The 19,667-nt window shown below is 66.3% G+C and carries 16 protein-coding genes and 1 tRNA gene; 12 read left to right on the top strand and 5 right to left on the bottom strand.

The window, feature by feature from the left end; genetic code table 11:
• Window positions 1-4: 4 nt before the first annotated feature.
• The 5 genes from ACJH71_RS00890 (at window position 5) to ACJH71_RS00870 (ending at window position 6,637) form a co-directional block, all read left to right on the top strand.
• Window positions 5-1,576: a serine hydrolase gene (locus ACJH71_RS00890; RefSeq protein WP_406756161.1), complete on the top strand. Its 1,572-nt coding sequence runs from the start codon at window positions 5-7 to the stop codon at window positions 1,574-1,576.
• Entirely contained in the window at window positions 1,573-3,987 is a 2,415-nt protein-coding gene (locus tag ACJH71_RS00885; RefSeq protein WP_406756160.1) for a cation-translocating P-type ATPase, read from the top strand. The genes ACJH71_RS00890 and ACJH71_RS00885 overlap by 4 nt, the downstream gene beginning before the upstream one ends.
• Window positions 3,988-4,013: 26 nt before the next feature.
• Entirely contained in the window at window positions 4,014-4,451 is a 438-nt protein-coding gene (locus ACJH71_RS00880) for an SRPBCC family protein (RefSeq protein ID WP_406756159.1), read from the top strand.
• A 173-nt stretch (window positions 4,452-4,624) separates the two neighbouring features.
• Window positions 4,625-6,211, top strand: coding sequence for an ABC-F family ATP-binding cassette domain-containing protein (locus tag ACJH71_RS00875; protein WP_406756158.1), 1,587 nt, complete (start codon window positions 4,625-4,627; stop codon window positions 6,209-6,211).
• 9 nt (window positions 6,212-6,220) lie between these two features.
• Window positions 6,221-6,637, top strand: a complete 417-nt coding sequence (locus tag ACJH71_RS00870; RefSeq protein ID WP_406756157.1) for a hypothetical protein — start codon at window positions 6,221-6,223, stop codon at window positions 6,635-6,637.
• On the opposite strand, the gene ACJH71_RS00865 is transcribed toward ACJH71_RS00870, so the two are convergent.
• From ACJH71_RS00865 to ACJH71_RS00855, 3 genes are all read right to left on the bottom strand, one after another.
• Window positions 6,618-7,436: an LLM class F420-dependent oxidoreductase gene (locus ACJH71_RS00865; RefSeq protein ID WP_406756156.1), complete on the bottom strand. Its 819-nt coding sequence runs from the start codon at window positions 7,434-7,436 to the stop codon at window positions 6,618-6,620. The two genes, ACJH71_RS00870 and ACJH71_RS00865, sit on opposite strands and share 20 nt — an antisense overlap.
• Window positions 7,437-7,446: 10 nt before the next feature.
• Window positions 7,447-8,514 (bottom strand): poly-gamma-glutamate hydrolase family protein, encoded by a 1,068-nt coding sequence (locus tag ACJH71_RS00860; RefSeq protein WP_406756155.1) that lies wholly within the window; start codon window positions 8,512-8,514, stop codon window positions 7,447-7,449.
• Between the two features lie 71 nt (window positions 8,515-8,585).
• The gene (locus ACJH71_RS00855; RefSeq protein WP_406756560.1) at window positions 8,586-9,620 is read right to left on the bottom strand and encodes a DUF1214 domain-containing protein; all 1,035 of its coding nucleotides are present in this window, start codon (window positions 9,618-9,620) and stop codon (window positions 8,586-8,588) included.
• Between the two features lie 308 nt (window positions 9,621-9,928).
• On the opposite strand from ACJH71_RS00855, the gene ACJH71_RS00850 reads away from it, so the two are divergent.
• Both ACJH71_RS00850 and ACJH71_RS00845 read left to right on the top strand, forming a co-directional pair.
• Entirely contained in the window at window positions 9,929-11,923 is a 1,995-nt protein-coding gene (locus ACJH71_RS00850; protein WP_406756154.1) for a hypothetical protein, read from the top strand.
• 97 nt (window positions 11,924-12,020) lie between these two features.
• Window positions 12,021-13,820 (top strand): alkaline phosphatase family protein, encoded by a 1,800-nt coding sequence (locus ACJH71_RS00845; RefSeq protein WP_406756153.1) that lies wholly within the window; start codon window positions 12,021-12,023, stop codon window positions 13,818-13,820.
• A gap of 156 nt (window positions 13,821-13,976) precedes the next feature.
• Here the strand turns inward: ACJH71_RS00845 and ACJH71_RS00840 are convergent.
• Together ACJH71_RS00840 and ACJH71_RS00835 are read right to left on the bottom strand one after the other, a co-directional pair.
• Window positions 13,977-14,052, bottom strand: a tRNA-Arg gene (locus ACJH71_RS00840).
• A gap of 100 nt (window positions 14,053-14,152) precedes the next feature.
• On the bottom strand, window positions 14,153-14,677 hold the full coding sequence (locus ACJH71_RS00835; protein WP_406756152.1) for a CGNR zinc finger domain-containing protein: 525 nt from the start codon (window positions 14,675-14,677) through the stop codon (window positions 14,153-14,155).
• Window positions 14,678-14,757: 80 nt separating this feature from the next.
• Here ACJH71_RS00835 and ACJH71_RS00830 point away from each other — a divergent pair, with 80 nt between their 5' ends.
• From ACJH71_RS00830 to ACJH71_RS00810, 5 genes are read left to right on the top strand one after another with little or no spacing between them, the layout of a single operon-like run.
• On the top strand, window positions 14,758-15,627 hold the full coding sequence (locus ACJH71_RS00830) for an alpha/beta fold hydrolase (RefSeq protein WP_406756151.1): 870 nt from the start codon (window positions 14,758-14,760) through the stop codon (window positions 15,625-15,627).
• 46 nt (window positions 15,628-15,673) lie between these two features.
• On the top strand, window positions 15,674-16,729 hold the full coding sequence (locus ACJH71_RS00825) for a zinc-binding alcohol dehydrogenase family protein (RefSeq protein WP_406756150.1): 1,056 nt from the start codon (window positions 15,674-15,676) through the stop codon (window positions 16,727-16,729).
• 27 nt (window positions 16,730-16,756) lie between these two features.
• Entirely contained in the window at window positions 16,757-17,509 is a 753-nt protein-coding gene (locus ACJH71_RS00820) for an SDR family oxidoreductase (RefSeq protein ID WP_406756149.1), read from the top strand.
• 9 nt (window positions 17,510-17,518) lie between these two features.
• Window positions 17,519-17,980, top strand: a complete 462-nt coding sequence (locus ACJH71_RS00815; protein ID WP_406756148.1) for a hypothetical protein — start codon at window positions 17,519-17,521, stop codon at window positions 17,978-17,980.
• Window positions 17,977-19,653: a GMC oxidoreductase gene (locus tag ACJH71_RS00810; RefSeq protein WP_406756147.1), complete on the top strand. Its 1,677-nt coding sequence runs from the start codon at window positions 17,977-17,979 to the stop codon at window positions 19,651-19,653. Before ACJH71_RS00815 ends, ACJH71_RS00810 begins: the two co-directional genes overlap by 4 nt.
• Window positions 19,654-19,667 lie beyond the last annotated feature (14 nt).

Raw genomic sequence — 19,667 nt, 5'->3', positions numbered from 1 at the left:
CGCCATGACCAGGTGGGCGGCTGCGGCCGGGGCCACTGTGCTGGCCGTTGCTCTGAGCGCGTGCACTCCGGCGGCGACTCCGACCGCGCAACACGAAACCGCGCCCAACGAGGTGTCGGGAGTGGACATCCCCGCGGGCCGCGTCGAAGCCGCGGTGGCCAAACTCGACGGCCTGGCGCGGGAACTGATGGACGGCACCGGAATACCCGGACTGGCCGTCGCGGTCGTTCATGGCGGGAAGACCGTGTACGCCAAAGGCTTTGGTGTACGCGACACCCACAACGGTGCCGGACCGGACAATGCGGTGAACGCCGACACGGTGTTCCAGCTGGCGTCGGTGTCCAAATCGGTCGGCGCCACCGTGGTGGCGCAACAGGTCAGTGCGGGGGCCATCGCCTGGGACACCCCGGTGGTGACGCAGCTGCCCTGGTTCGCGCTGTCGGACCCCTACGTGACCGACCACCTCACCATCGCTGACCTGTATGCGCATCGGTCCGGGTTGCCCGATCACGCCGGAGATCGGCTCGAAGACCTCGGCTACGACCGCCGGGAAGTGCTGCAACGGCTCAAATACCTACCGCTGGCCCGGTTCCGCGACAACTATGACTACACCAACTTCGGGCTGACCGCCGCCGCAGAGGCGGTCGCCGGCGCGGCGGGCGTGCCGTGGGAGCAGTTGTCGGCCGACGTGCTGTACCGACCGTTGGGGATGACGTCGACCAGTTCCCGCCACGCAGACTTCCTCGCGCGACCCAATCGCGCGCTCACCCACGTCAAGGACGGCGACAGTTATCAGCCGCGATATCAACGCAATCCGGACGCGCAGTCGCCGGCCGGCGGAGTCAGTTCGTCGGCGAACGACATGGCGCGCTGGCTGGCCATGGTGCTGGCCAACGGCAGTCACGACGGCACCCAGATCATCGCGCCCGAAGCGTTGTTGCCCGCGATCACGCCACAGGTGATCAGCGCCCCCGCCGGGGTCGGCACCGCCCGGCCAGGGTTCTACGGCGAGGGCTTCAACGTGTCGATCACCTCATCGGGGCGCACCCAGTACGGCCACTCGGGTGCCTTCCTGCTGGGCGCCGCGACGGCGTTTTCGGCGCTGCCGTCCCAAGACGTCGGAATCGTCGTGCTGAGCAATGCCACACCGATCGGCGTCCCGGAGACCTTGATCGCCCAATTCCTGGACCTGGTCCAGTACGGCGAGATCCGCGAGAACTGGCCGACGCTGTACCGGCAGGCGCTGGCGCCGATGTCAGAACCGGAAGGCGCGCTGGTGGGCGCGGGGCCGCCGGCCCATCCGGGTCCGGCCCGGCCGCTGTCGGACTACATCGGGGAGTACGCCAACCCCTATTGGGGCCCGGCCACCGTCACCGAGGACCACGGTGCGCTCGATGTGACGCTCGGGCCGCAGCATCAACGATTCCGGTTGAGCCACTACGACGGTGACACCTTCACCTTCGCCCTGCAGGGCGAGAATGCTCCGGACGGAACGATATCCACCGCTACGTTCAGCAAGGACGCGGTGGAGCTGGAGTACTTCGATCACGACAAGCTGGGAAGGTTCACCCGGTGACGACAGCGCGAACCCCAGGACTCACTGACGCGCAAGTCGCCCAGCGGGTCACGCAGGGCCAGACCAACGACATCCCCGCCCGGGCCGCGCGCAGCGTCCCCGAGATCATCCGGGCCAACGTCTTCACCCGAATCAACGCGATCCTGGGTGTGCTGTTGGCCATCGTGCTCACCACCGGATCCCTGATCAACGGGCTGTTCGGGCTACTCATCGTCTTCAACAGCGTCATCGGGATGGTGCAGGAGATCCGGGCCAAACAGACGCTGGACAAGCTGGCCATCGTCGGCCAAGCGAAACCGTTGGTGCGCAGGCAGTCCGGTACAAAGCAGCTCCCGCCGGGCGAGGTGGTGCTCGACGACGTCATCGAGCTGGGCCCTGGTGACCAGATCGTCGTCGACGGCGAGGTCGTGGAGTCAGCCGACCTGGAGGTCGACGAATCCCTGCTCACCGGTGAAGCGGACCCGATCGGCAAGGACCTCGGCGACCAGGTGATGTCGGGCAGCTTCGTGATCTCCGGCAGCGGTGCCTACCGCGCCAGCCGGGTTGGCCGTGAGGCGTACGCCGCCAAACTGGCCGAGGAGGCCAGCAAATTCACGCTGGTGAAATCCGAACTGCGCACCGGTATCAACCAGATCCTGAAATTCATCACCTACCTGTTGATCCCGGCCGGGCTGCTGATCATCTACACGCAGATGTTCACCACCGACGTGGGCTGGCGCGCATCGGTGCTGGCGACGGTGGGTGCCCTGGTACCGATGGTTCCCGAGGGCCTGGTGCTGATGACGTCGCTGGCGTTCGCGGTCGGTGTCGTGCGGCTGGGACAACGGCAGTGCCTGGTGCAGGAACTGCCCGCGATCGAAGGCCTGGCCCGCGTCGACGTGGTCTGCGCCGACAAGACCGGCACCCTCACCGAGAACGGGATGCGGGTCTCGGAGGTCGCCGAACTCGATGGCGGGGAAGGCCTTCCGGTACACCAAGCGCTGGCCGCATTGGCCGCCGACGATGCCCGCCCCAACGCCAGCATCCAGGCCATTGCCGAGGCCTTCCCGGCATCGCCGGGCTGGACGTCGAGCGCGTGCGCTCCGTTCAAGTCGGCGACGAAGTGGAGCGGCGTTTCGTACGGGGAGCACGGCAACTGGGTGATCGGTGCTCCCGACGTGCTGCTCGACCCGTCATCGGGGGCCGCCGAACGGGCCGAACAGATCGGGGCGCGTGGTCTGCGGGTGCTGCTGCTGGGGGTCTGTGACCAGCCCGTCGACCATCCCGACGCCCCGGGGCAGGTGACTCCGGCGGCACTGGTGGTGCTCGAGCAGAAGCTACGCCCCGACGCCCGCGAGACCCTGGATTATTTTGCCGCGCAGGAAGTGTCGGTGAAGGTCATATCCGGCGACAACGCCGTCTCGGTGGGCGCGGTGGCCGCGGAGTTGGGATTGCCCGGGGACGCGATGGATGCCCGCAAGCTGCCGGCCGAACCGGACGAACTGGCCGGAGCGCTGGAGGAACACACCGTGTTCGGCCGGGTGCGCCCCGATCAGAAGCGGGCCATGGTGCACGCCCTGCAGGCGCACAACCACACCGTGGCCATGACCGGCGACGGCGTCAACGATGTGCTGGCACTCAAGGACGCCGACATCGGTGTCGCGATGGGGGCCGGGAGTTCGGCGGCGCGCTCGGTGGCGCAGATCGTGTTGCTGGACAACAAGTTCGCCACCCTGCCCTACGTGGTGGGCGAGGGCCGCCGGGTGATCGGCAACATCGAGCGGGTGGCGAACCTGTTCTTGACCAAAACGGTGTATTCGGTGCTGCTCGCGCTGCTGGTAGGGCTGGTCGGACTGGCGTCGGCGCTGTTCGGCACCAAACCGCTCCTGTATCCGTTCCAGCCGATCCACGTCACGGTCGCCGCGTGGTTCACCATCGGTATCCCGGCGTTCATCCTGTCGCTCGCACCGAACAACGAGCGGGCGCACCCCGGATTCGTGCGGCGCGTGATGAGCGGGGCGCTGCCGGCCGGCGTGGTGGTGGGCATCGCCACATTCGCGTCCTATCTGGTGGCTTACCGCGGCAGCGAAGCCACGCCGGTCCAGCAGATCCAGGCCTCCACCAGCGCATTGATCACGTTGCTGACCACGGCGGGCTGGGTGCTGGCCGTGGTGGCGCGGCCTTATCAATGGTGGCGGCTGCTGTTGGTGATCAGCTGCGGGTTGGCCTATGTGGCGATCTTCGCGATGCCGCTGACCCGGGAGAAGTTCCTGCTGGACCCCTCCAACGTGGCACTGACGCTGCTGGCACTCGGCATCGGAGCGCTCGGCGCGGCCGCCATCGAGGCGATGTGGTGGGCACGGGGCGGCATGCTCGGTGAGAAGCCGAAGTTGTGGCGGGAGTCGGCAACGGCCACAATGACCCAGCGATAAACCGTGACACAAGGGGAAAGCACGACATGGCCAAGCTCTCCGGATCCATCGACGTCCCGCTGCCTCCCGAAGAGGCCTGGGCGCACGCCTCGGATCTGTCCCGCTACAAAGAGTGGCTGACCATTCACCGGGTGTGGCGCAGTGTGCTGCCCGAGACCCTCGACAAGGGCACGCAGCTGGACTCGATCGTCGAGGTCAAGGGCATGCTCAACAAGGTCCGGTGGACGATCGTGAACTACAAGCCGCCCACCGGAATGACGCTCAACGGCGACGGCAAGGGCGGGGTCAAGATCAAGCTGCTCGCCAAGGTCGCACCCGAAGGTGATGGCTCCAAGGTCAGTTTCGACGTGCACCTGGGCGGTCCGGCGTTGTTCGGCCCGATCGGCATGCTGGTGGCCGCGGCACTCAAAAGCGACATCAACGAGTCGCTGCGCAAGTTCGTCACGGTTTTCGCGCCGGGTTAATCGGTTGCACGCCCAGCCATCCCGCAGCTAGGGTGGCGGCCGTACGTTTCACAGGAGGTCATGGAATGACAGGCATCGTCGGTCTCACGCCGTCGTCCGCGCGCTGATCACCGCCGAGTTGCCGTAGTCCGGTCCCGGTTGTCAGCGCTCCCGCTGACCTTCCCGGAGACCCCATGTCCCTACCTTTTTCTGATTCCCATGCTGTCATCACCCTGACCGATGTCGGCTTCACCTGGCCCGACGGCAGTACCGCGCTGGCCGACATCACCGGCTCGTTCGGCGTCGGCCGTACCGGCCTGGTGGGCGCCAACGGCGCCGGAAAGTCGACACTACTTCGGCTGATCGCCGGGGAACTCCGGGCGACCAGCGGGCACATCACGACGGCCGGGCGAGTGGCCTATCTGCCACAGCTGCTCACCCTGGACGCCGACGCCTCGATCGCCGAGCTGCTCGGTGTCGACGATCGCGTCGCCGCACTGCGGGCGATCGAAGGCGGTGATGCCGCGGAGGCCCATTTCGAGGTGGTCGGCGACGACTGGGACATCGAATCCCGCGCCGATGCGGCGCTGCGCGACATCGGATTCTCGGCGAACGACCTCGATCGCCGGGTCGCCGAGCTGTCCGGCGGGGAGGTCATGCTGGTGGCGTTGACCGGGCTGCGGCTGGCGGCCGCCCCGATCACCCTGCTCGATGAGCCGACCAACAACCTGGACCGTGCCGCGCGGACCGGGCTGGCGCGGCTGGTCGAGGTGTGGCCGGGCGCGCTCATCGTGGCCAGCCATGACACCGCGCTGCTGGAGCAGATGGACTGCACCGCCGAGCTTTACGACGGGCGACTCACCACCTTCGGCGGTCCCTACAGCGTCTGGCGGGCGCACCTGGAGGCCGAGCAGGCCGCCGCCCGGACGGCGGCCCGCACCGCAGAGCAGGTGGTCAAGGTCCAGAAGCGCCAACGCGTGGAAGCCGAGACCAAACTGGCCCGACGCAACCGGGCGGCCCAGGTCGCCCACCAGAACAAGCGCGCCGCGAAGATCGTGATGAACCAGAACGCCGCCAATGCCCAGGTTTCGGCCGGTAAGTTGCGCGGGAACCTTGACGGGCGGGTCCGGGACGCCCAAGCCGATTTGGACGCCGCGTCCGCCCGGGTGCGGCGCGACGAACACATTCGCGTCGATCTGCCTGACCCCCAGGTGCCCAACAGCCGCCGGCTGGCCGAGTTGCCGGGCCTCGACGGGCCGATCGTCGTGCAGGGGCCAGAACGCATCGCCCTGGACGGCCCGAACGGGGTGGGCAAGACGTCGGTGCTGGAAGCACTGCTGGCGGGCGAAGCCGGGCGACTGCTGACCGACCGGGTCGGCTACCTCCCACAACGCCTGGACCATCTGGACGACGCAGTGTCCGCGTTCGACGCGGTGTCGGCGGTCTCGGGCAGACAGCCGCAGGCGGTGCGGGCCCAACTGGCCCGGTTCCTGCTGACCGCCGATTGTGTGGCGCGGCCGGTCGGCACCCTGTCCGGCGGTGAGCGATTCCGCGTCGCGCTGGCCCAACTACTGCTCGCCGACCCGCCACCGCAGCTGCTGCTGCTCGACGAACCGACCAACAACCTCGATCTGGCCAGCGTCGGTCAGCTCGTCGACGCACTGGACGGCTATCGAGGCGCCTTCATCGTGGTGAGTCACGACGAGGAATTCCTGGCACGGCTCGGCCTGACGCGAACGTTGACGATGCCGCGCAGCGGCGAGCTGGTCGATGCGAGCTAGTGTCACAACATGACTCGCTGGCGTCCCGGTTGGCTGATTGCGCTGTGCGCGGCCCTTCTGTCGGGCAGTGCATGGCTGCCGTGGCTGACCACGTCGGCCAACGGCGGCGGGCATGCCAGCGCGATCGGCGGCAGCGCCGGCGCCATCGCGCTGCCGCCCCGCTTCGGCGTCGGTCAGCTGATCGTGTTGTTGGCCGCCGTGCTGCTGGTGGCCGGCGCGATGGTGGCCCGGGAACTCTTCACCCGGCTGGCCGCGGCTGTCGCAGTGCTGGACTCTGTGCTCATCGCTGCACTGGGCTTCTGGTACTACCGGCTGAACGTCGCTGCGCCGATCGCCGCCGGATATGGGCTCTACATCGGCGCCGTCGCAGTGGCGGGGGCACTCGGCTGTTCGGTGTGGGCGTTGGTCACCGCAATGCGGCGATGACCTCGGCGAAGGCTTCGGCGTGGTCCTGCTGGACGGTGAAGTAGCTGACCCCGTAGCGACGGCGGCGTTCGCGCAGGGTGTCGGCCATGTCGCTGGCCGATCCGGACAGCACGGCGGGTGAGGCCAGCAGTTCCTCGTCCGACAGGGTCGGCGCGAATCGACGGGTCAGCGACAGATTGGGCATCCCGGAGCCGTCGGTCGGCACCGCCGTGATGGCCAGGTTCAGTTCGAGGGCGTCGAACCGGTTGCCGGCGGCCGCCCGGACGAAGTCGATCCGCTCGGCCAGGGGATCGTCGGCACCGGCCACCCGCGCCCCGGTCAATCCGACGATGTCGGCGTGGCGAGCTGCCACCGTGAGTAGCCGGTCGCCACTGCCGGCGATCAGGATGGGCACCCGCGGCTGGTGCGTCGCGACGTATTTGGTCACGTGCTCGAGGTAGTCGATGCGGCGCCCGGCGCACGGAAACGGCAGCTCGGCGGCCTCGAATTCCGCGCGGACGTAGCCCGCACCCAGGCCCACTTCCAGTCGTCCGCCCGACAGCACGTCGGTGTCGGCGATGTCGCGGGTCAGCAGTGCCGGCTTGTAGAAGCAGGCGTTGAGCACGTAGGTGCCCACCCGGATCGTCGAGGTGGCCGCGGCGACGGCGACCAGGACCGGAAAGGGGGCCGGGGCACCGAGATGGTCAGGCACGTGCAGCACATCGAAGCCGAAACCCTCCAGCCGCCGGGCGGTCTCGGCCAGTGCGGTCGCAGATCTGATCGGGTTCAGGCCCACGCCGAAGCGAAACTGCTTGTCCACCAACTACCTCCTAAGTGTCAAACCGCCACGTTGTGGCCGCGATCGTCAGTCCGCGCACCAGTGCCGCCGTGGCCGGCGACAGCCCGTCGGCTCCGGGCGGCTGACTGCGCGGGCTGATCCCACGCACCCGAGGTGAGAGTTCCAGCTGAGTTCCGCCGCCGCGTACCTGATTGACCGGGTTCGCCGGGTGCAGGCCGCGTAGCTTCGCCGGCATCGCGTCGAGATCGGTGATCACCTGGTAGCCCGGCAGGTCGAGGCATCGGGCGACGTGTGCGGCCAGACTGCGGTTGCCGCCACCCGCCAGCAATTGCGTGCTGCGTCCGAGCCGGCCGTAGCCGTGCAGCGACACCACGACGTGGACGTGGTCAAGGAATTCGGCCAGCCGCGCGGACTCCTCGGCGCGATACCGCGTCGACGGCAGATGGCGCGGATAGCCGTCGGGATGGCGCACCACATACACCGATGCGCCGGAGGCTTGTGCGGCGCGTTCGGCGATCACGTCGGTCATCTGCTCCAGACCGCCGCCGTGAATGGCCAGGAAGCCGAACCGCGACCGCAACCGGCTCTGCTCGACCACGTCGGGGTCCGCCAACAGCTCCGAAAGCGATTGCGGTTCCGGACTGCTCGCCCGTTGTTGCAGCGGCCAGTGGGAAGGATCCCAGCGGCGCAGGAACTCAATCCAGTGCGATGGCAGTTTGTGCTGCATGGCTGCGCCGATGATGCGTTCCAGATAGCCGGGCCGCGGCGCCCCGGGCTGCACCCGGTGGTCGATGTACACCCACGCCACCGACGGTCCATCGACGGTGTGCACCGTCAGCTGGTCTCGGCGGTAGCGCAGCGGAACACCTTCGGCGCTGTCCAACGCGGCCAGGTCGTCGTCGGACACCCACCACAGCACGCCGTGCACCCGTGATCCGGGAAACGGCTCGAGCGTCGCCACCCCGCGCTGATTGATCAGCCAATCGTGGTCGGCCAGCGTCGCTGGGCGAGGATCCACCGCATCGGGGCAGCGGCGTGCCATCTGCTGTGCGCACAGGTTGGACCCGTACGCGAAGTAGGCATGCCGCGTCGCCGGCACTCAGCCCAGCGCCAGCCAGATCGACACCATGTCCAGCAGACTAACCACCGCGGTGACGATCCGCGGTGCGATCAGCGCCCCGGGCGCGGTGGGGGCGTCGGGGTCGGGGTGGGTGCTGGCGAGGGTGGGGGCGGCGCCGCGGGAGAGCGGGTCTCGCTGCTCGCCGAGTCTTCCGGCTGCGCCGTCGGGAAGACCCACTTGCCCGACAGGATCTCCTTGTCCGGCTGGTAGAGCCGGACCATGTAGTTCCATCCCGGCGTGGTGGGCAGGCAATTGGCTGTGTTGTCGTCCGAACAACCCCCGAACTGCACGGTCACCGATCCGTCCGCCGCTTTGTCCGCGGTGATGTCGTTGACCGAGTACGCCTGTTGCGGGTTCTCGGTGAAGTAACCGTTCTTGTTGTAGACCGTGACCGACCAGAAGGCTTTCACCGGAACGTCTTTGACCCTCAGGCGGTACACCGTGTTGCCGTCGTTGCGGGCCGGGGTGACATTGAGGTACAGCGCCTCCTTCTCGGAGTTTCCGCCCCACGCCGCAGCGGCTCCGATCAAATGCCGTACCGGGTCCGTGTCGGCCTCGGTGCCGAACATGCCCCGGGTGTCGGGGATGGTCTGGGCCAGCTCCAACAACGCGTCGTTGACCTTCTTCTGGCTGACCGGATCCCATCGGGGCACATCGAAGCTGCCGGTGTCGTCTTGTTGCGCCGTGATCGCGTCCTGCAGCCGATGTGCCGTGGCCAGGTCGGCGGCATCGTTGGGGTCGGCCAGGATGCGTACCGCGACGGCCACATAGCGGGTCCCGACATGCTGCTGATCAAGGGCGTGCTCGCCGCCGCCGTAGAACATGTCGGTGACGTATTCGTCCTGGTTGATCACCTGCGCCGACATGTAGCGCTGACCGGGATCGGGCAGGGTCAGCGTCACCGGACCGGCCTGCAGGTCGAACACCGCCGCCGAATACAAGGTGTCCCGGTTGGAGCGCACCACCAGCTGCCGGTCGACCGGGGTGACTTCGCGCATGTGAAAGAACCGGCCGAAGCCGTTCTCGTTGACGATATTGGTGAATTCCTGGTCCGTGACGGCCCGCACGAAGTTGTCCGGCGACACCAACACCATGCCGTTGGGGGTGCTGCGCGGGGCCAGGTTCGCCACCGGGTCGGTGCCGGTCTTGGTCACCGTCAGCCCGCATCCGCTCACGACCAGGGCCGTCGTCACCGCGCCGAACGCAGAAAGCCATCGCATGGACATGCAGCGCAACCTACCGGTCGACACCGGTTGATGTCGGCAACGGGTTTCGCGACACGGCCGTCTCAATCTGCGCGACGACTATTGCACGTCATGCGATGCAGACGTATGGTCCCAATAAAAATCAGCCGTGAGTAAAAAGAGAAAATGATTAACGAGATGGGGGAAGGGTGGCCGTGGACACGACGGGCAACATCGAAGCGCAACGTCCTTCGAGGGTTGCGTCCTGGCTGCTCTCCTCGGCCCACGGACGACGACTGGGGACCGCCGCAGTGGCGGTCGGCGGCGCGCTGTCGATGGTGATGGGCAGCCCGATGGCCACCGCCGGCAGCGTCACGCCCGCGGTGACGTTGACCGCGGGGTACCAGCAGGCCCTCGATGCCCTGCTGGACGCCATGAAGCAGGCGCAGGCCTACGACCTGTCACTGCCCTATGCCTCGCCGGGCGACGCGGACACGCTGATGAGGATGTTGCAGAACACCAATTACCAACTGATCACCACCGGATTGTCGCGGGTCACCGAGCTGTTCAACGGAGTGTTCTTCCAGTCGCCCGAAGTGGTCGCCGGCAATGTCGCCGACTCGCGCCAGTATTTCGACTACTTCACCCCCGACATCTACTACCACGTCACGGCCGGGCTGGCTCCCGGTGCGACCTACGTGCTCACCGGAAACCTCGGCGGGGGAACCGAGCACATGTCGATCAGCACCATGGCCGTCACCGGTGCCACCGCCCACACCATCGAGGACCTGGAACTCAACCACGGCCTGGTGGTCGACGCCAACGGCAACTTCACCATCTACATCGGACCGGAAGCGCCGCCGGGCGCGGTCAACTTCCTGGACTCCACCGAGGCCACGGTCGGCGGTGCCGCGTCCCTGCTGATTCGGGACATGCTGGGCGACTGGGCCAAGGGTCCCGGCAGCATCAGCCTGCAGTGTGTCTCCGACTGCCCGCCGTTCTTCTCCATCCCGGCCGGTGGATTCTTCCCCACCGAAGACGGCGGAACCGACGCGCCATCCGGGCCGGGCAGCATCGGCTCCGTCGATGACGTGTTGAACATGCTGTTCGGTGCCTTCGCCCAGATCGTCGTCCCGTTCAACCAGCGCAGCATCGAGGGCGGGGCATCGGTGGGCATGGAGGTGCCCGCCAACACCATGATGACGTTGGCCCCGGAGACCAGCTATGGCGTCGGTCTGGAGTCCGCGGTCGTCACCGGCGGCAACTTCGACCTGGATCCCGGTGAGGCACTGATCCTGAAGGTGCCGACCATCGACGCGGCCTACAGCGGCATCGAGCTGATGAACGTCTACGGTGGCGCGCTGCCCTACGTGATGGCCCAGACCACCCTCAACCACACCCAGACCTACTACGCCGACGACGGCTACACCTATTACGTTGTCAGCGCGACGAATCCGGGCGTGGCCAACTGGCTCGACACCGGCGGTCTGACGCGCGGTGAGATCTTCGCCCGCTTCGAGAACGTCGACGACCGCGACGCCGCGATCGGTCAGGGGGTGACCGCTCAGGTGGTGTCGCTTGACGACATCGCCCAGTACCTGCCCAGCGACACCCCCACGGTCAGCCCTGAGGAGTTCGCCGCCGACATGGCCCGGCGGGTGTTCTCCTACGGCTACGGCCTGGATGTGTCGCGGATCCACGCCCAGCCGGCCTGGGTGCTGCAGCATCTGGAGCTCAACGCGCTGTCGGCCCTGATGGGCAGGGATAACTTCGAGTCGGTGTTCGGCACCCAGCCGTTCACCCCGATCGAGCTGCGATTCACCGACGCGCTGAGCCCGGACTGGGATGCCGTCCTGCGCAGTGTCTTGGACCACCCGATGGAAAGCCTGACCTCGGTGTGGAACGCCCTGCCGGTGCTGAGCAACGACATCACCATGCCGATCACGCTGGCGCTGGCCCAGACCGCGATGTCGGTGTTGATGCCGCAGATGCTGATCCCGGCCATCAACGACGCGCTGTTCAACCCGAACACCAGCATCCTGGCCGGGCTGCTCAACGCCCGCGATGACTTCGCGACGGCGATCTTGAGCGGCAACAACGACTGGCCGACCGAACTGAGTGCCCAGGCGGCCCAGCAGTGGGCGAACATGTCCGACCTGATCGCCAATACGCCGAGCTTCAGCCTGGCGGATCTGTTCGGCTGAGCCCACGGTGGTGCGAGTCTGTCGACTTGCTGTGTCTCTGAAACGTATTAGCTGGAGCTTCTTGACGGCCTAGCGATGCCTGAGGACTGTCAGAGCCATGGCTCTTCGGCGTCTGAGGATGGGGATGACGGGCGCGGCCAGCGCGTTTGTGGCGCTGGGACTGGGACAGCTGGCGTCTGCGCCCGACGCCCACGCCGACGAGTTCGACCTGATCATCGACCAGGTCCTCAATGTGATGACAAGTTTCCTGGAGCAGGACTCGGTCAGCACGGTGTTGGGTCCGCAAGCGGACACCGAGCTTGTCAGCTGGCTCAATAGCCTTGATCCGGTCGGCGCCGTGAGCGCCGACACGCAGGCGATGAGCCAGAACCTGTTGGTGAACCCGAGTTTTGAGACGGCCGATCCGTCCGGGTCGGGCTACAGCGGGGTCACCATACCGGGCTGGACCGAGACCGGCACCCCGACCGTGATCGGCTACGGCACCCCGGTCGGTTATCCGTCCCCGGTGTCGTTTCCGCTCCCGACGGTGTCGGGGTTGTTCGGCTTTCCGCAGACCCCGCCGCCGGGCGGCGGCGACAACTTCGCCGGCGGCGGACCGGTGGGCACGTCCACCATCAGCCAGACCGTCGACCTCACCGGCGCGGCCGGAACGCCGTATGCGCTCAGTGCGGATCTCGGTGGCCAAACATGGAACCCGTCGTACGCCTCTGTACAGGTCAGCTTCCTCGACGCCGACGGCAACGTGGTGGGCAGCGGCTCGCTCACCCCCGTCACGGTATGGGATCGCTGGGGTTTCACCGGGTTTGAGCAACGTGAGATCACCGGGACTGTCCCTGAAGGCGCCGTCTCTGCGAAGGTGAACACGACGTTCACCGACGAAAACCAGTACCTCGGTGACTACAACGGCGCCTACGCCGACAACGAGTCGTTCACCGTCGGCGATCCCAACCTCGTCCCGGCGCCGCTGTCCACGCCGACGTCCGACGTCGGCCAACTGGATCACGTGTTCGTGATCTACATGGAGAACAAGGGGGCCGCCGACATCGTCGGCAGCCCCAACGCGCCGTACATGAACAGCTTGATCAACACCTACGGATATGACGACAACTACTACGCGCTGGGCCACCCCAGCGACCCCAACTACTTCCGGATCCTGGGCGGCTCGGACTTCGGCATCGACTACAACTCTGCGCCGAACTCCATCACTGCCCCGAGTCTGATGGAGGAAATGGATCAGGCGGGCATCACCTGGGCCGGCTACGCGCAGAGCATGCCGTCGGCGGGTGCCATCGTGTCATCGGGTGACTACTCCGCCGACGAACTGCCGTTCACCCAATTCAGTTACGTCTACGGCAACACCCCCGACTACCTGCAGGAGCACCTGCTTCCGCTGACTCAGTTGGCCACCGACCTCAATGACCCGAGCACGTTCCCCGGATTCACCTGGATCGCCGCCAACGAGGACAACAACGGGGAAGGCCCGGTCGACTCGCTTAGCGGCGTTCTCCAGTTCATTGCCACCCAGCTTGGAGACCATCAGTACAACGTCGCGGCCGCCGACCAGTTCGTCCAGCAGGAGGTCTCCACCATCGAGAGCTCGAATACCTGGACCGACCCGAACGAGAAGGACGCGATCATCCTCGTCACGGACGAGGACAACAACAACCTCTCACTGGGCTTCGGTAACCAGGGCAATAACGTTCCGATGATCGTCATCCCGAGTGCGGGCGCGGTGGCCGGCGGTATGCAGTCCGGCAACTTCACCACCGACGACTACTACAACGAGTACAGCCTGATGGCCACCATTGAAGACGCCTTGCGTGCCTCGCCGGGAACTCTGGCCCCGCTCACTGACAACGACATGTACGCCCAGCCCATGAACGCCTTCTGGAAATAGTGGTCGCGCGCCGGCACGTATGACCGCGCGCTTGGTGCCCCCTCATCTAGGGAGTGTCAAGGATCAACCGAAGCCGCTGTCAAGCATCACCCGAAACACCGTCAAGCAACACCCGACACCGAAACGTCAAGCATCACCCGAAGTCATACACGCACTTGGTGCCCCCGGCAGGATTCGAACCTGCGACACCGGCTTTAGGAGAGCCGTGCTCTATCCCCTGAGCTACGGGGGCGCGGGACCTAGCTAGGTAGGTACTGGAACCCATAGGGACAGCTCATGGTAGTCGGCGAGCTGGCGTTGTAGGTATTGGGCTCGCGACTTTCCTGCGGAGGTCACTCGCTGGTCGTGGTTTTGCTTCGCTGGTAGTGCCGGCGCGCTTTCATGCGGTTGCCGCAGATGGCCATCGAGCACCATCGGGCGGTGTTCGGCTTGCTGCGATCGATCAGGAACAGCTGGCAGTCGGAATTGGCGCAGGGGCGCAGCCGTCCGGGGCTGGAGATGCGTAGCGCGTCCCACGCGAGTATCGCCCGCGCGGCGCCGCGGGAGGAATCGCGCGTAGCCAACGTCCAGGCGATGCCGCCGTCAGACATGACGGGGGATAGCTCAACGCCTTCGAGGAAAGGCTGCAACGTCTGCGGGGCCAGTTCGCCGCGCACCACCGCCTGCAATGCGGTCCGCGCGTCGACCAGCTCCTGCAGTTGCTCACATGCGGAATCGAGGTCGTGCGCCGACAGCCAGGCCCGCCCCGCAGCCGGATCTTCGAGTTCATCGTGTGGCACGCCATCGATCACCGGAGTGGTGTTGAGCAGGTCCAGCAGCAGGGCCTCGTCGGCGGGCCCCGTCACAACAATCTCCATATAACCTCCAAAATGCTATTGACAGGTTACACCACCAGTGTTTGACTCCTAACTATCAAAATCTAGTTAAGGGGTTAGCTATGGTTCCTTCGGTCAGGCACCGGTACGCCACCATCGCCGGGCGACGTCTGTTCTACCGCGAGGCGGGAAGCGCTGGCGCGCCCGCGATCGTGCTGCTGCACGGCTTTCCGACCAGCTCGTATATGTTCCGGGACCTCATCACTCGCCTGGCGGACGACTATCACGTGATCGCTCCCGATCACCTCGGCTTTGGCTACTCCGACATGCCGCTGGTGACCGAGTTCGACTACACCTTCGACAATCTGACGGAGCTCACCCGGGGGCTGCTGGATCATCTCGGGCTGGGCCGCTACGCGATCTACGTCCAGGACTACGGGGCGCCGATCGGCTGGCGGCTGGCGCTGAACCGGCCCGAATCCATCAGCGCGATCATCACGCAGAGCGGCAACGGCTACGACGAGGGCTTCGTCGAGGCCTTCTGGAAAACCGTCTGGGACTACCAACGTGAGCAGACCGCGGCCACGGAGGCGGCCATCCGCACGGCGCTGGATGTCGAGTCGATCAAATGGCAGTACCTGACCGGTGTGCCGGACGAGGCGCTGGTCAGCCCGGATACCTGGACCCTGGACGCCGCGCTGCTGGGTCGCCCGGGCAATGACGAGATTCAGCTCAAGTTGTTCCGGGACTACGCCACCAATTCGCCGATGTACCCCGCTCTGCACGAATACCTGCGCACCAGCGGAGTTCCGGTGCTGGCCGTTTGGGGACAAGGGGACCCGATCTTTGGGCCGGCGGGCGCCCGGGCGTTCGGCCGGGACGCGCGCAATGCCGAAATCCATCTGCTCGATGGCGGTCACTTCTTGCTGGAGACCGCCGCCGGCGAAGTCGCCGAACTGATCAAGGACTTCCTGCGCCGCACCGGACAGTGACAGCTGTCCTCGAAAAATCCAATACACCAACAATATTCACCAGGAGATGACACCAATGGACACAACACAGACGCCGGTTGTTCCGACCGCGCCCGCAGTGGTGCGCGAAGTGCCAGGCGGCCCGACCATGCGGGCGATCATTCTCGACGGATTCGGCGGCCTGGACGCCTTGACCTACACCGACCTCCCCAAGCCGCTGCCGAAGCCCGGCGAGGTCGTGATCAGGGTCAAGGGATTCGGCATCAATCACGCCGAAATGCACATGCGTCGAGGCGAGTGGGCGCAGGCCGCCGAAGTCAGTGGTATCGAATGCGTCGGCATTGTCGATGCCTGCCCGGGCGGAGAATTCCCGGTCGGCGCCAAAGTCGCTGCGCTGATGGGCGGGCTCGGCCGCACCATTAACGGCAGCTACGCCCAATTCACCCGGGTGCGCGCCGCGAACGTCGCGCTGATCGAGACGGACCTGCCGTGGGATCAGCTGGCCGCGCTGCCGGAAACCTACGCCACCGCATGGACCTGTCTGTTTCGCAACCTCGACCTGACCGCCGGGCAGACCATCGTGATCCGCGGGGCGACATCGTCTTTCGGGCAGGCGGCTGTGAAGCTGGCCGTGGAGGCCGGTGCGCGGGTGATCGCCACCACCCGCAACCGGGAACGGTTCGGCTTGCTGACCTCGCTCGGCGTCGAACGTGCCGAGCTGGAGATTCCCGATCTCAGTGCGCACCTTGCTGAGGTCAAGCACGTCGACGCCGTTCTCGACCTGGTGGGCAACAGCACGATCCTCGACTCTCTGAACATCCTGCGCCGGGGCGGTACGGCGTGCTTGGCGGGCTGGCTCGGTGGACTGGATCCGATCGTCGATTTCAACCCGCTGTTGCAGATGCCCAGCGGTGTCAACCTCAGCTTCTTCGGCAGCTTCGTGTTCGGTACGCCCGGGTTCGCGCTGTCGGATGTTCCGCTGCAGGACATCGCCGACAAGGTCCGTGCGGGGCGCCTGCAAGCCGCGCCCTCGCATGTCTTCTCCTTTGATCAGGTCCGTGAAGCGCATCGCGTCATGGAATCCGGGGAGGCCGGAGGCAAAATGGTGGTATTGGTCGACTGACATCCAGGCAAGTAGAAGGATGCACCCATGAAGATCGCGGTTGCCGGCGGTACCGGCAAGACCGGACGCAAAGTGGTCGAGCATCTCCACAGCCAGGGCCACCACCCAGTGATCCTCGCCCGCGCCCACGGGGTCGACCTGATCCAGAACACCGGGATTGACGCGGCGCTCGACGGCGTCGAGGCCGTCATCGACGTCTCCGATTTCGCAACCATGAACGCCAAGAAGGCACGGGCCTCCTTCGGCGCAGCCACCACCAATCTGCTGGCCGCCGCGCAGCGCAACGGAGTTCGCCACCACGTCACGCTGTCGATCATCGGCATTGACCGAGCAACCAGCGGCTACTACCAAGGCAAACTGCGGCAAGAGGAAGTGGTGAAGGCCGGCGCCGTCCCGTGGACGATTCTGCGGGCCGCCCAGTTTCACGAATTCGCCGACCAAGTCCTGGCGCAGGTGCCCGGGCCGATCGCCCTGGTGCCGAAAATGCAGTCGCAACCCATCGCGGTCAGCGAAGTCGCCGCTCACCTGTGCGGCCTGGTCACCGGAGAACCCCAGCAGATGGCACCCGAACTCGCAGGCCCCCGCGTGGAATCGGTCGTCGACATGGTTTGGCAGCTGATCCGGCGGCGCGGGCAGCACCGGCCGGTCATCGGACTGCGTATTCCCGGTGCGGCTGGGAAGGGCATGGCAAACGGCGCGCTGCTGCCGACCCAGCCCGGGCCCCGCGGCCACCAAACCTATGCCGAGTGGCTGGCCGCGCTCGCACAGGACAACAGGTAAGGAAACCGGATGTCACAAACGCGCCCGCTGCGTCGTCAACCGAGCATGAACCCCAACGTGCATCGCGTATGCCTCATCTTGTTGACGATCGCCGGCATCAGCCTCGGAGTGTGGGCATACTTCGCTCCGCTGAACTGGTACAGCACATTCCCCGGCATGGGCATGCACTGGTTGCCGGTGCTCGGCCCGTACAACGAGCATTTCGTGAAAGACGTCGGCTCCTTGTTCTCCGGGCTCGCGGTGCTCAGCGCCCTGGCGCTGTACTACCTGCGCAACCGGCCCGTCGTCCTGATCACGGGGGCCAGCTGGTCGGTCTTCAATGCGCTGCACCTGATTTACCACGTCGGCATGCTGCACATGTACGGCCCGCGTGATGCGGTGCTGAACGTCGTCAGCCTCAGCCTGCTGCTGGTGTTGTCGCTGACCCTGCTCATCCCCGCACGCAGCCGCGCCACCGAGGACCACACGTGACATACGACTACGACGTTGTGGTGATCGGATCGGGATTCGGCGGCAGTGTGGCGGCGCTGCGCCTGACCGAGAAGGGTTATCGCGTCGGCGTGTTGGACATGGGCCGGCGCTGGACCCCCGCCGATTTCCCGCCCAACAACTGGCACGTCCGCAAGGCGATGTGGGCACCGAAACTGGGCTGCTTCGGCCCGCAACGGCTGACCGTGTTGGGGAAGACGTTCATCGCTAGCGCCGTTGGGGTCGGCGGCGGGTCGTTGATCTACGGCAACACCCTCTACGAGCCGTTGGAACGGTTTTACAGCGACCCGCAGTGGGCGCACATCACCGACTGGAAGTCCGAGCTGGCGCCGTATTACGAACAGGCCCGCCGGATGCTGGGGGTGACGCCCACCCCGCACACCACTCCGGCAGATGAGGTGTTGCTGGCGGTGGCCCGCGATCTGGGGATCGAGGACACCTACCACCCGACCAACGTCGGAGTCTTCTTCGGTGACGAGCCCGGCAAGACCGTCCCGGATCCGTTCTTCGGCGGGGCAGGCCCCGACCGCGCCGGCTGTATCGGCTGCGCGCAGTGCTTCACCGGTTGCCCGCACAACGCGAAGAACACCACCGAAACCAATTACCTCTATCTCGCCGAGCACGCCGGTGCTCAGATCCATCCGATGACGATGGTCACCGATGTGCGGCCCGACGGTGACGGCTATGTGGTCAGCACCGTGCGCACCGGCCGGTGGGTGCGCAAGCGCAAGCGGGACTTCACCGCGGGCCAGGTGGTGTTCGCCGCGGCCTCGCTGGGCACCCAGCGGCTGCTGCACCAGCTGCGCGACACCGGATCACTGCCGCATCTCTCGCCGCGGCTGGGTGAGCTGACCCGCACCAATTCCGAAGAGGTGCCGGTGGTGTTCGCACCCGATCGTGACGACTTCGCCCAAGGAGTGGCGATCACCTCGTCGATCCACCCGGAGGCCAACACCCATGTCGAGGTGTGCCGCTACGGCAAGGGATCCAACCTGTTGTCGATGATGGGCACCCATCTGATCGACGGCGGGCCGTGGCGCTTCGCCCGGCTGATGCTGACCATCGCACGACACCCGGCGATGATGCTGCACAGCATGTTCCCCCGCAACGCGTCCTCGCACTCGATCATCGTGCTGGTGATGCAGTCGCTGGACAACTCGCTGACCACCTACCGAAAGCGTGGCCTGTTCGGCACCCGTATGACGGCGAAACAGGGTGTGGGCGAGCCTAATCCGGACTGGATCCCGACCGCCCACGATGTAGCCCGGCGGATGGCGGAAAAGGTCGGCGGGATGGCCGGCGGCACCTACCTGGACGCGCTCAATATCCCGTTGACGGCGCACTTCATCGGCGGCTGCCCGATCGGTGAATCCGCGGAAACCGGGGTCATCGACCCCTATCAGCGCGCCTACGGCCATCCCGGCGTCCACGTGGTCGACGGTTCGGCGATCACCGCCAACCTGGGTGTCAACCCGTCGTTCACCATCACCGCGCAGGCCGAACGGGCGATGGCGTTGTGGCCCAACAACGGTGAGCCCGATTCCCGCCCGCCCCTGGGGCAGCCGTATCGGCGCATCGCGCCGATCGCGCCGCACCAACCGACCGTGCCCGACGGTTCCCCCGGCGCGCTGCGGTTGCCGCTCTCGCCGGCCTGAGGGCTCAGGCCTCG

This window comes from Mycobacterium sp. SMC-15 (genome assembly GCF_045310925.1).
GTDB lineage: Bacteria > Actinomycetota > Actinomycetes > Mycobacteriales > Mycobacteriaceae > Mycobacterium.
Note: the sequence above shows the minus strand (reverse complement) of the source record. Positions and strands in the feature narration are given on the sequence as shown.